General features: G+C 68.6%; 12 protein-coding genes and 4 tRNA genes. 11 read left to right on the forward strand and 5 right to left on the reverse strand.

Translation table 11 applies throughout. From position 1 onward, the window contains the following. Positions 1–16 precede the first annotated feature (16 nt). From ACWF7A_RS43220 to ACWF7A_RS43230, 3 genes are read left to right on the forward strand one after another with little or no spacing between them, the layout of a single operon-like run. A complete protein-coding gene (locus tag ACWF7A_RS43220) occupies positions 17–1294 on the forward strand; it encodes a cysteine desulfurase (RefSeq protein WP_452256270.1) in 1278 nt (425 codons plus the stop codon). After that, positions 1294–1734: a Fe-S cluster assembly sulfur transfer protein SufU gene (gene sufU, locus ACWF7A_RS43225; RefSeq protein ID WP_382445083.1), complete on the forward strand. Its 441-nt coding sequence runs from the start codon at positions 1294–1296 to the stop codon at positions 1732–1734. The genes ACWF7A_RS43220 and sufU overlap by 1 nt, the downstream gene beginning before the upstream one ends. Further along, a complete protein-coding gene (locus ACWF7A_RS43230; protein WP_189156015.1) occupies positions 1731–2117 on the forward strand; it encodes a metal-sulfur cluster assembly factor in 387 nt (128 codons plus the stop codon). The genes sufU and ACWF7A_RS43230 overlap by 4 nt, the downstream gene beginning before the upstream one ends. 52 nt (positions 2118–2169) lie before the next feature. Here ACWF7A_RS43230 and ACWF7A_RS43235 read toward each other — a convergent pair whose 3' ends face one another. Continuing rightward, positions 2170–2742, reverse strand: a complete 573-nt coding sequence (locus ACWF7A_RS43235) for an NUDIX hydrolase (protein WP_452256271.1) — start codon at positions 2740–2742, stop codon at positions 2170–2172. A gap of 293 nt (positions 2743–3035) precedes the next feature. On the opposite strand from ACWF7A_RS43235, the gene ACWF7A_RS43240 reads away from it, so the two are divergent. The 6 genes from ACWF7A_RS43240 to ACWF7A_RS43265 all read left to right on the forward strand — a co-directional run bounded on the left by ACWF7A_RS43240 (position 3036) and on the right by ACWF7A_RS43265 (position 4823). Beyond that, positions 3036–3104, forward strand: a tRNA-Trp gene (locus tag ACWF7A_RS43240). A 15-nt stretch (positions 3105–3119) separates the two neighbouring features. Next, positions 3120–3192 (forward strand) — tRNA-Gly (locus tag ACWF7A_RS43245). Between the two features lie 17 nt (positions 3193–3209). Next, a tRNA-Leu gene (locus ACWF7A_RS43250) sits at positions 3210–3282 on the forward strand. 89 nt (positions 3283–3371) lie between these two features. Next, positions 3372–3449, forward strand: a tRNA-Ile gene (locus ACWF7A_RS43255). An 86-nt stretch (positions 3450–3535) separates the two neighbouring features. Further along, on the forward strand, positions 3536–4360 hold the full coding sequence (locus ACWF7A_RS43260; protein ID WP_452256280.1) for a DUF72 domain-containing protein: 825 nt from the start codon (positions 3536–3538) through the stop codon (positions 4358–4360). Positions 4361–4376: 16 nt separating this feature from the next. Next, entirely contained in the window at positions 4377–4823 is a 447-nt protein-coding gene (locus ACWF7A_RS43265) for an NUDIX domain-containing protein (RefSeq protein WP_452256272.1), read from the forward strand. A gap of 166 nt (positions 4824–4989) precedes the next feature. Here the strand turns inward: ACWF7A_RS43265 and ACWF7A_RS43270 are convergent, their stop codons facing one another. After that, positions 4990–5400 (reverse strand): CBS domain-containing protein, encoded by a 411-nt coding sequence (locus ACWF7A_RS43270; protein ID WP_452256273.1) that lies wholly within the window; start codon positions 5398–5400, stop codon positions 4990–4992. A gap of 97 nt (positions 5401–5497) precedes the next feature. Between ACWF7A_RS43270 and ACWF7A_RS43275 the strand changes: the two genes are divergently transcribed. Further along, positions 5498–6283, forward strand: coding sequence for a UbiA family prenyltransferase (locus ACWF7A_RS43275; protein WP_452256274.1), 786 nt, complete (start codon positions 5498–5500; stop codon positions 6281–6283). An 8-nt stretch (positions 6284–6291) separates the two neighbouring features. On the opposite strand, the gene ACWF7A_RS43280 is transcribed toward ACWF7A_RS43275, so the two are convergent. The 3 genes from ACWF7A_RS43280 to ACWF7A_RS43290 all read right to left on the reverse strand — a co-directional run bounded on the left by ACWF7A_RS43280 (position 6292) and on the right by ACWF7A_RS43290 (position 10264). After that, positions 6292–7380 carry a carboxylate-amine ligase gene (locus tag ACWF7A_RS43280; protein WP_452256275.1) on the reverse strand — a complete coding sequence of 363 codons (1089 nt, stop codon included), beginning with the start codon at positions 7378–7380 and terminating at the stop codon, positions 6292–6294. A gap of 130 nt (positions 7381–7510) precedes the next feature. Further along, entirely contained in the window at positions 7511–9187 is a 1677-nt protein-coding gene (locus ACWF7A_RS43285; RefSeq protein ID WP_452256276.1) for a GGDEF domain-containing protein, read from the reverse strand. 120 nt (positions 9188–9307) lie between these two features. After that, positions 9308–10264 carry a lycopene cyclase family protein gene (locus ACWF7A_RS43290; protein ID WP_452256277.1) on the reverse strand — a complete coding sequence of 319 codons (957 nt, stop codon included), beginning with the start codon at positions 10262–10264 and terminating at the stop codon, positions 9308–9310. 19 nt (positions 10265–10283) lie between these two features. Here ACWF7A_RS43290 and ACWF7A_RS43295 point away from each other — a divergent pair, with 19 nt between their 5' ends. Further along, on the forward strand, positions 10284–10742 hold the full coding sequence (locus ACWF7A_RS43295; RefSeq protein WP_452256278.1) for a nitroreductase family deazaflavin-dependent oxidoreductase: 459 nt from the start codon (positions 10284–10286) through the stop codon (positions 10740–10742). The last annotated feature ends 307 nt before the right edge of the window (positions 10743–11049 follow it).

Here is an 11049-nt window from a genome sequence, read left to right on the forward strand (position 1 = left end):
GTTGAGAGGAGGCGCTGTGACCACCACCGCAGCACCACTGGACGTAGCCGCCCTGAGGGCGGACTTCCCGATCCTGTCTCGCACCGTTCGTGACGGGAAGCGCCTGGTCTACCTGGACTCCGGCGCCACCTCGCAACGCCCGACGCAGGTTCTGGACGCGGAGAAAGCGTTCTTGCAGCAGCACAACGCCGCTGTGCACCGCGGTGCGCACCAGCTGGCGGAAGAGGCGACCGACGCGTACGAGGGTGCGCGTCAGCGCATCGCGGACTTCGTCGGCGCCGACTTCGGCGAGCTGGTGTTCACCAAGAACGCCACCGAGGGCTTCAACCTCGTGGCGTACGCGATGGGCAACGCCGCGACCTCGGGTCCCGAGGCCGCGCGCTTCGTCGTGGGTCCCGGCGACGAGATCGTCGTGACCGAGATGGAGCACCACGCGAACCTCGTTCCGTGGCAGCAGCTCGCCGCACGGACCGGCGCCACGCTGAAGTGGTTCGCGCTGACCCCGGACGGTCGTCTCGACCTGTCCGATGTGGACAGCGTGATCACGCCGCGCACCAAGGTCGTCGCGTTCACGCACCAGTCGAACGTGACCGGCGTGATCAACTCGGTCTCGGTGCTCGTCGCGGCCGCGCGGAAGGTCGGCGCGCTGACCGTGCTGGACGCGTGTCAGTCCGTTCCGCACAGCCCGGTGAACTTCCGGAAGCTGGGCGTGGACTTCGCGTCGTTCTCCGGCCACAAGATGCTCGGCCCGTCCGGCATCGGTGTCCTCTACGGACGTCGTGAGCTGCTGGAGGCGTTGCCCCCCTTCATCACCGGCGGCTCGATGATCGAGCTCGTGAAGATGGAGGGCTCGACGTTCGCCCCACCGCCGCAGCGCTTCGAGGCCGGTTCACCGATGACGTCCCAGGCCGTCGGCCTGGGCGCGGCGGTGGACTACCTGAGCGTCGTCGGCATGGAGCGGATCAACGCCCACGAGCACGCGCTGACCGTGGCCGCGCTCGAGGGGCTCTCGGGCGTCAAGGGTGTTCGCCTGATCGGCCCGCAGGACGCGGTCGACCGGGGCGGCGCCGTGCCGTTCGAGATCGAGGGCGTCCACCCGCACGACGCCGGCCAGGTGCTCGACAGCCTGGGCATCGCCGTCCGCGTGGGCCACCACTGCGCGTGGCCGCTGCACCGCTGCCTGAACGCCCAGTCGTCGGTGCGCGCGACGTTCTACCTGTACAACACGCTGGACGAGGTCGACGCACTGGTCGACGGCGTCCGCGAGGCGCAGAAGTTCTTCGGGGTGGCCTGATGCAGCTCCAGCAGATGTACCAGGAGATCATCCTGGACCACTACAAGAACCCGCACGGCCGAGGCCTGCGCGACCCCTACGACGCCGAGTCGTTCCAGGTCAACCCGACCTGCGGCGACGAGGTCACGTTGCGGGTCAAGCTCGACGGCGAGATCGTCTCCGACGTCTCCTACGACGGCCAGGGCTGCTCGATCAGCCAGGCCTCGACGTCGGTGTTGACCGACCTCGTCGTGGGTAAGCCGGTGGGCGAGGCGTTCAAGAAGATGGACGCGTTCGTCGAGCTGATGCAGAGCCGCGGCCAGATCGAGCCCGACGAGGACGTCCTCGAAGACGGCATCGCCTTCGCCGGCGTCTCGAAGTACCCGGCGCGCGTGAAGTGCGCGCTGCTGGGCTGGATGGCTTTCAAAGACGCAGTAGCACGAAGCCAGGGAGCAGCATGAGCACCGAAGAAGTAGTCCGGGGAGCCGAAGGCATGCCGGTCTTCGAGCCCAAGGCTGACGTCGCCGCGCTCGACGACCTCGAAGAGGCGATGCGCGACGTCGTGGACCCGGAGCTCGGCATCAACGTCGTCGACCTGGGTCTCGTCTACGACATCCACGTCGACGAGAAGAACGTCGCCACCATCGACATGACGCTCACGTCCGCGGCCTGCCCGCTGACCGACGTCATCGAGGACCAGACCCGCGCCGCCCTCACCGGTGGCACGGGCGGCGGTCTCGTGTCGGACTTCCGCATCAACTGGGTGTGGATGCCGCCGTGGGGCCCCGAGAAGATCACCGACGACGGCCGCGAGCAGCTGCGCGCGCTGGGCTTCACCGTCTGATCTCAGTTCGTCCGAACGGCGCGCGTCCTGCGGGGTGCGCGCCGTTCGTCGTTCAGAGCAGGGCGAGGAACGCCGTCGCGAGCGGACCGTTCAAGGACGTCCGGCGTGCCTCGGCGACGGTCACGAGCCGGGAGCTCAGCTCGTACCCGTCTGTGTCGACCCAGTCGGACCCGCCGGCGCGTTCGGTCGCGACGCCCTGGAAGACCACCTGGAGGAAGTCCGGGTAGGGGTAGAGGTAGCCGGGACGCCTGGGGGCGAGGTGCTCGAAGTGCAGCCACCCCAGCGGGCGAAGGCTTTCACGGTCGAGCAGCCACCCGGTCTCCTCGTGCACCTCGCGTCTCGCGGTGTCCGCGTGCGTCTCTCCGGGTTCCCGCCGGCCACCAGGCAGGACGTGGCCGCCGTCGGCGTTCTCGCAGAAGACGACCAGCTCGCCGACCCGCACGACGCACCGGACCGACGTGACCAGCTCGTCGGGCAGGTCGGCCGGGCCGAGGTGGGCACCGACCCGCAACGGCAGCGTGCCGTCCATCCAGGCCACCTCGTCGGTGGCGGCGGGCGTGTGGGCGGCCAGCAGCCTCACCACGTCCGGGTGGCGCTCCCCGAGTCCAGGACCAGTACCCCTCATGAACACCATCGAAACAGAAATCCACCATCTGGAACACCGCGAGAAGCTTCATTAAATGCGTTGCACGGTCGTCCGGCCGTCGCATAGCTTGGTCCCATCACGAACGACAGAGATCAACCGGAGGAAGACATGCTTGCCAACGCACAGCTCGCGGGATGGCGAATTCTCGCCCTCATCGCCGGCGGTCTGCTGGCGGTGGCGTGGGGCTCCACGCCATGACCTGATCCCCAGGTCATGACCTCGGAGCCGCCCACGGGAACCCTGGGCGGTTTTCTTTTTGTCTGGCCTTCAATGCCGATGAGCTTGGGAAGCGGAACGGATTCCAAACCCGTTGCCCGAGGGTTCGACTCCTTCCATCGGTGCTGCTCGAAAACAATGCGGTCGTGGTGAACTCGGCGGACACGTCGGTCTTCCAAACCGAAGAAGAGGGTTCGATGCCCTCCGACCGCTCGCCATAGCAAGTCCAAGCCCCGGTAGCCCAACGGAAGAGGCAACGCGCTCAGAACGCGTTCAGTGCAGGTTCGAATCCTGCCCGCGGCACTGCACAACCGAACAAGGGGGACGCGCCGGCGCGCAGGTGATCCTTGCAAGATCGCCCCGGAGGGTTCGACACCCTCGTCTTCCACTTCCGTCCCGTAGCTCAGTCCGGTGAGAGCGTCCGTCTGATACGCGGTAGGTCCCAGGTTCAAATCCTGGCGGGACGACCAACGTTCGCACACGAACCAGTGAAGTAGATTCGCACCCACGACCGATGGGAGTGGGTGGAGTGGCACGTCTTCACGTCGGCTGCGCGATGTGGATCCACAAGGCGTGGCCCGGCCGGTTCCTGCCGCAGCCCCTGCCGCCGAAGGAACGCCTGCGGGCGTACGCGGGCTGGTGCAACGCGGTCGAGGGCAACACGACCTTCTACGCGACCCCTGCCCGGAGCACCGTCGAGACGTGGGCGCAGCAGATCGACCCGGACTTCCGGTTCATGGTGAAGGTGCCCAAGGTCGTCACGCACGAGCGCCGGTTCGTCGGCGTCGAGGCGGACATGCGGGCGTTCCTGGACGCGATCGAACCCCTCGGCGAGCGGGCCGTGCTCTGGACGCAGCTGCCCGGGTCGTTCGGCCCGGCCGACGTCGAGGCCCTCGGCCGGTTCCTGCGCAGGCTGCCCGCCGATCGCCGGCGCGCGGTGGAGGTGCGCCACCTCGACTTCTTCACCGACGCGCGGTCCACGTCGCTGCTCGAGGGCACGCTCGACGACGTGCGCGCCGAGTGGGTGCCGTTCGACACCGAGGTCCTGTTCCAGAGCCCGCCGACCAGTGAGGGCGAAGCGGAGGCGTGGGCCAAGAAGCCGAGGATGCCGCGGCGGACGCGCGCGCTGACCGACCGGCCGGTCGTCCGCTACCTCGGCCGGGACTCCGTCGAGGAGACGGTGCGGGGGTGGCGGCCGTGGACCGAGGTGGTCGCGAACTGGCTCCGCGAAGGCCTCTCGCCGACGTTCTTCATGCACACCCCCAACAACGACGACGCGCCCGAGCTGGCCCGCCGCTTCCACGACGACGTGCGCGCGCTGGTTCCCGAGCTCGACCCGCTGCCCGAACCGGAACCGGTCGAGCCCGCCACCCTGTTCTGAGCCGTACAAAGGAAATGTGACTCAGAGCAGCAGAGCACTGTCCGGCGCGGGCGCACTCTTCTTCGACGAAGCGGGGCGCCTTCTGCTCGTCGAGCCCACGTACAAGCCGAACTGGGAGATCCCGGGCGGGGCGATCGAGCGCGGCGAGACGCCGAGTGAGACCTGCCGCCGCGAGGTCGAGGAGGAGCTCGGCCTGGTCAGGGAACCCGGCCGGCTGCTCGTGGCCGACTGGGCGCCGCGCGACGGCGAGGACCGCGTGCTGTTCGTGTTCGAGGGCGGCCTGATCACCGCGGCGGACGAGATCCGGCTGCCGGCCGACGAGCTCCGGTCGTACGCGTTCGTCCCGCCGTCCGAGGCGGGGGAACGCCTGATCCCGAGACTCGCACGCAGGGTGGCGGAAGCGTTGCGCGCACGGGAGTCAGGCGAGACCCGCTACCTGGAACACGGTGTTCGCAGGTCCTAGGACCTAGGCGCTGTCCTGAAGTGCGTTCGGTGAGAGGCGCGGGCGAGAGACCCGGAGGCGGTGCCGCCGCCACGCCCTCATACCGGGCGTGTTCGGGAGTTGCGGCGGTGCCGCCTCCGGAGCCCTCGGCCGCTGCTGTCGCCCGACGAGACTTGCAGGACAGGGCCTAGGCGTAGACCCGTTCCACGAACGCCGCGAGCTGGTCCTCGGGCAGGTGCCGGGCGAGGTCCGCCTCCGACACCATGCCGACCAGCCGGTGGTCCTCGATCACCGGCAGCCGCCGGATCTGGTGCTCTCCCATGGTCTCGAGCACGTGCTCCAACGGGTCCTCCGCGTCGACCCAGTGGACGTGCCCGCCGAACTCACCGGCTCGGGTGGCCGCGAGGTCGAGCCCTTCCGCGACGGCCCTGATCACGATGTCGCGGTCGGTGATGATCCCGTGCAGCCGGTCGTCCTTGCCGCAGATCGGCAGGGAACCGACGTCGAGGTCCCGCATCATGCGGGCCGCCTCGACGAGACTCGCGTCCTCGTCCACGCACCGCACGCCAGGGTGCATGATGTCGCGCGCTGTCGTCACAACCTGCTCCTTCCGGCCTTTCGGACCAGCATCCGCCCGCTCGGAGCGTCCCGCTGAACACTGCGCCGAACGGAGCAACCGGTGCTACGGTGGCCGCTTGTCGGCGTTGACGTACCTCCACCGCCTGGAACACCCGTTCGGCGTGCACTTCGTGTGCGCCGCCTCGTGGGGTGCCTGCTATGCAACGAGATTCGACCTCGCCGTGGTGATCGCGGTGATCGCGAACCTCGTCGCGATCGTCTCCGGCAACCCGCTCGACGCCTACGCCGACGGCGAGGCCCGGGCGGTGCGGGAGGTCGGCGCGCGGAGGGTCCTCGCTCTGGCGATCTTCGAGATGGTCTTCGCCCTCGCGCTGGCCGCCGCCGTCTCGTGGAGGGTCGCGGCGGGCGTCGGTCTGATCCTCGTGCTGAACCTGGCCCGCACCCTCGAACCGATCAGGCTGAAGCGGCGCGGCCACGCCGGTCCGGTGGCGCTGGCGATCGCCACCGGACTGCTGCCGAGCATCACTGCCTACTCCTCAGCCGGAGGACGACCCGATCCGGCGGTGTGGCTGCTGTTCTCCGGAAGCGCCGTCCTCGCCACGGCCCGCGCGCTGGGGTGGGCCGTCCCCGGCCGTGCAGGCGGCGCACGCACCTCGGCCGTCGCGCGCAGGACGCGGCACACCGTCGACACGACCACGCGGCTGACCGTCGCCGGGCTGCTGATGGTCGGTGGCGGGGTGTGGTTCCGGTTCGGCCCGTTCTGGGCCGCGGCCGGTGTCGTCGCGTGCTCGGCGTTCCTGCTCGCCCGGGATCTGCCGACAGCCCGGCAGCAGGAGCGCTGCGGCACGTCCGCGGCCGTGGCGTCGACGATCGTGCTGGCCGCGATCCCTTCGCTGGCCTGAAGCGCGGCTCAGACCGGGGAGGTCTGCGCCACCAGGAAACCCACCACGTCGTCCCGCCGGCCGCGCCGCGCGAACGCCCGCCGCTGCCGCACCGCCCCCGTGCCGTCGAGCAGCAACCGGTCGATCGCCGTCGTCACCATCTCGTGGTCGCCGGAGAACTCCAGCGCCGGCCGGATCCACCGCAGCAGCGACGCGACGATCGTCGACGCGGGCGTGGGCGCGCCGGTCACCGGGTCGATGCCGAAGCCCTCCAGGCCGTCGCGCGCGGCCCGCCACAGCGCGACCTTCAGCAGGTGCGGCGGCAGCTCGAGCGGTGCCGCGCCGGAACTCAGTGCGGTGGCGGCGATCCCGCGCACCAGGGCGGCCATCAGCACCGCCTCCTCGACCGTCGGCGCGACGTCCGAGACCCGCAGTTCGAGCGTGGGGTGGCGGGCGGAGAGCCGGACGTCCCAGTAGAGCATCCCGGCGTCCATCGCCGCGCCGCTCGCGACGATCTCCTCCCGTGCCGCGTAGTACTCGGCCGCCGAGTCGAAGTGCGGCGGCGCACCTGAAGTGGGCCAACGGTTCCAGACCACGTACCGCCAGCTCGCGTACCCCGTGTCGCCGTCGAGCCAGTACGGCGAGTTCGCGCCCAGCGCCAGCAGTGTCGGCAGCCACGGCCGCAGGTGGTTGCTCACGAAGATCTTCGACTCGTCGTCGGGCAGGCCGACGTGCACGTGACAGCCGCAGATCGCGAGGTCGTTGGTGAGCGCGCCCATCTCCTGCGCCATCCGGTGGTAGCGCGGGGAGTTCGTCAGCGGCGTCGGCATCGTGAGACCCAGCACGGGCGTCCCGGTGGCGGCGAGCCTCGCGTCGTGGCGCGCGGCCCGTTCGATCAGAGCTCTCCGCGCTGTGGCCAGTTGTTCGCGCAACACGGACATGTCCGTGCAGATGCCGCTGGCCGATTCCACCTGGTACTGCGCGATTTCCGGTTGCAGATCGACCTCGTACCGGTCCGCGCCCGCCAGCACTTCGTTGGCACGGTTGGCCAAATGGCCCGTGGAAGCCTCGACGAGCACGAATTCCTCTTCCACGCCAACGGTCAGGAGGCCGTCCATGCTTCTGCGTTGCGCGGGTACCGATTGAGTTCTGCTGCCGACCTGCACGCCGAACCTCCTGTGCACTGAGTAGCACTCTCGATGCTATGAGTGATCAGTGCGCCGCACAGGAGGCGTTTGGTTGTACTTGTTAACCCACCGCGCGTTGCGCGACACCACGCAGCACGTCACGTCGTTCGGTGCCCGGCCTGCCCATGACCCAGCTGGACCCGGCGAGCGACTTCGCGTGCTCCTTCACTGGTGCCAGCAACCGCGACACCTCGCGATACGACCCCACTGATCCCGGGGCACAGACAAGGGTCGCAAGAGAGAGGGTGATGTGTCGTCCCTCTGCCGTGTACGGCTTGTCGAGCAAACGAGCACTCAGCGGCACCGTCTCGTCGAGCCCGGCCAACAGCAGGAAGTCGTCGCCACCGACGTGCCCGACGTGCACACCGGGGAACGCCTGCGCGAGATCCGCCAGGTCGTGCCCGATCTCGCGGATCAGATCGTCACCCGCCGCGAACCCCACCGAGTCGTTGACCAGCTTGAAGCTGTCGACGTCCAGCCACGAGACCGAGAAGATCTCACCGGCCTCGATGCGCCGGTCGACCTCCTTCGCGACCGCGTCACTGCCCGGAAGCCGGGTCAGCGGACTGAGCGCGGCCGCCTGCTCCACCTTCAACTCGGCCACGCCGCGCACAACATCCGCTACGCGCACAACACCCATGCACCGCTCGTTGTGGTCCACGACGATGAGGTCGTCGTTGGTGCGTTCACGGTTCGCACCCGCCACCACGTCCAGAAGCTCGAGCGCCGACGAATCGGTGCCGATGACGTGAGGCTTGTCCGCGAGCCGTGCGGCCTCTCGCTTGGCATGCAACGCGTGCCCGTACGGACCCGTCACCGCCAGAAGGAACCTGTTGCGGTCCACGGACCACTTCGGCCGGCCCTCGTCGTCCAGCAGCACGACACCCGTGACCGACTGCTGCGAGGCGAACACCTCGCGCACCTCTTCGCTCGTCGCGGTCTCGGGCAGCACCGTGGCGGGGTGCAGGAACGCCGTGATCCGAGGCCCCGTGTTCGCGCGGCGGATCTCCGCGGTCTCCGTGACCGCCTCGGGCGCGATGCGGGCGTTCACCGCCGGCCGCCGTTGCGGGGGAGCGAGGAGCCTGCCCTGCGCGTACCCCACCCCGAGCTTGCGCAGGTAGGTCAGCTCAGCCTCGGTCTCCACGCCCTCGGCCACGACCTGGCCGCCCGTGTACTCGCCGAGGTGCACCAGCGACTTGACCAGAGCACCCCGCGCGGCGTCGTCGGGCAGCGAGCGGACGATCTCGCGGTCGAGCTTGATGTAGTCCGGCGAGGCGCTCGTCAGCAGGCCGAGCGGGACGTCGCCCTCGCCGACGCAGTCGAGCGCGAGCCGGAAGCCGTTGTTGCGCAGCGTCTGCATGCCGCGCGCGAGACGGCCGCGGTTGGCGCGCGAGTACGGCTCGCCGATCTCGATGACGACGGTGTCCGGGGACCGGCCGGCGTCGCGGAGCGCGCCGTAGAGCGGGCTCATGACCTCGGGCTTGTCCGCGACCGTGATCGCCAGCAGGTTCACGTGCAGCGGCAGCATCAGGTCGAAGTCGGCCGCGGAACGGATGGCGCGGCACGCGAGTCCGACGTCGGCGTTGGCCAGCAGGCCCGCCCGGAAGGCGGCCTGGAGCAGATCCTGCACGCTGCCGTCGTGCGGACGGGCCAGAGCCTCGATCGCGACGACGCCCCCGGTGTTCAGGTTGAACAGCGGCTGGAAGGCGAACCTGACGTCATCCAGCAATGCGGGCACGTTCCCGATCGTGCCGGTGCGAACGAGAGCCACCAAGCGGGTTCACCAGCTGTTCATGAGGTTGGCGACCATTTGCCACACCAGAGGTGCGTTCGGTGACACCGAGCTCACGCTGGGGATTCAGCGGGGGAGTTTCCACCTGAGGTGGCTCGGAGCGGTGCGGAACAGGGTGAGCATGGCGGCCGCTGTTCCCCTGACGTCCTCGCGGCCGGACAGGTAGGCGCGCTGCAACTCCACGTCGAGCCGGAAGAAGACCTCGAAGAAGTCCAGGGTCTCCTCGGGGCTGAGCCGGAGGAGGGCTTCGAGTCCTCGCGAGCGCATGGTGTGCACCATGCGCGCCTTGCGGGACCAGATCACGCGCTTCGGGTCCTCGCCCGCCTTGACCGCCTGGGCGACCTGCGGGGCGAGCGTGAGCGAGGTGGCGACGCTGTAGCCCGTGGCGGGGTGGATGAACCCGGCCGCCGCACCGAACGCGTTGTCCGTGGCTCGTGGCGCGTCCAGGGGGAATCGGACGCGTTCTTCTTCGTCGGTGGGGTCGAGGCGTGCGTGCAGACGTTCGCGGAGCTCGCTCAGCGGCATGCCCGGCCTGCTGGCCAGACAGGTCTCCTCCACCAGGACGCGGTTGTTCCCCAGAGGGACCGTGTAGAGGAACGTGTCGCCGTTGCCGCGCCAGTCCATCAACGTGGTGTCGGTGCTGTCCGACTCGATGACCGTTCCTACTGCTGTTTGCTCGGCACGGCCCTTGCGCGCACCTGTGGCGTTGAACGTGTACCGCGCCGCTTCTGGCCGTTGGAGCACTTCTACCGACTCAGGCAGTTCGTGGAGCTTGGTGTTGTCGAGGACGACGTAGGTGCGTTGGATCAGGTGCTCCTCGCGCGCGTATGCGCGAACAGTGGTGCTCACCGCCCTCGTCGGCGTGTCCGGCGGGAGCTCGTCGGCCCACGCGCCGTAGGTCGCAGTCCAGGGTCGTTGTGGGTGACGATCCACGATCGCCGTGCGGAGCCCTTCGTGCGCACAGGCCCGTGCGAGCGAACGGCCCGCAGGACCTCCACCAATCACCACCACGTCGAACGTCATGAGGTCCATGATTGACCTTGTGGCCAAGACTTACCGTCAGCACCTCGTGCGTCGTGTCGGCAACGTCGTCATCAGTCGCGCCGTCGCACTCGGCATCGCGCCCTCCTACTACGTACTGCTGACGATCCGTGGCCGTCGTAGTGGAGCTGAGCGCACGATCCCCATTCGCCTCATGGCGCACGACGGTCAGGAGTGGCTCGTCGCGCCGTACGGCGTTCGCGACTGGGTGCACAACGCACGGGCGGCCGGCTCGGCGGTCCTGCGAAGGGGACGTAGGTCACGTCAAGTCGTTTTGAACGAGGTTTCCGCGGCCGTCGCGGCGCCCGTGCTGGCCGCTTATGTGCGCAAAGAGCCCGTGACTAGGCCTTTCTTCGACGCGAAGGTCGGCGACCCCGTCTCGGCGTTCGAGGCGGAGGCGGATCGCCACCCGGTCTTCGCGGTGACGAACGCGCAGGTCAGCGGCGGTTCCAACGCTTAGGTGACCCCCCGATTTGGAGATCGAAAGTGCCCCGTGTAATGTTCTCCAAGTCAGAGCGACACGGGCCGGAAAACAAGCCGGAACGGGCCTGACGAAAAAACCGGAAGACAAAGAAGGCCTAGCGGCCGATTTGACACCGGATCGAAAGACCAAATAAGCTTCAAACACAGCCCCGGAAGTAAGTCAGCGAAAAGCTGATGTGACTGCGGTGTGCGCGTGTTCTTTGAGAACTCAACAGCGTGCCGAAACACAGCCAGTAATATATGAATTACCTCCTCGTCGAGGTAGTTCCTTTGAGGCAAGACTA

The sequence above is a fragment of the Lentzea sp. NPDC055074 genome (genome assembly GCF_053608005.1).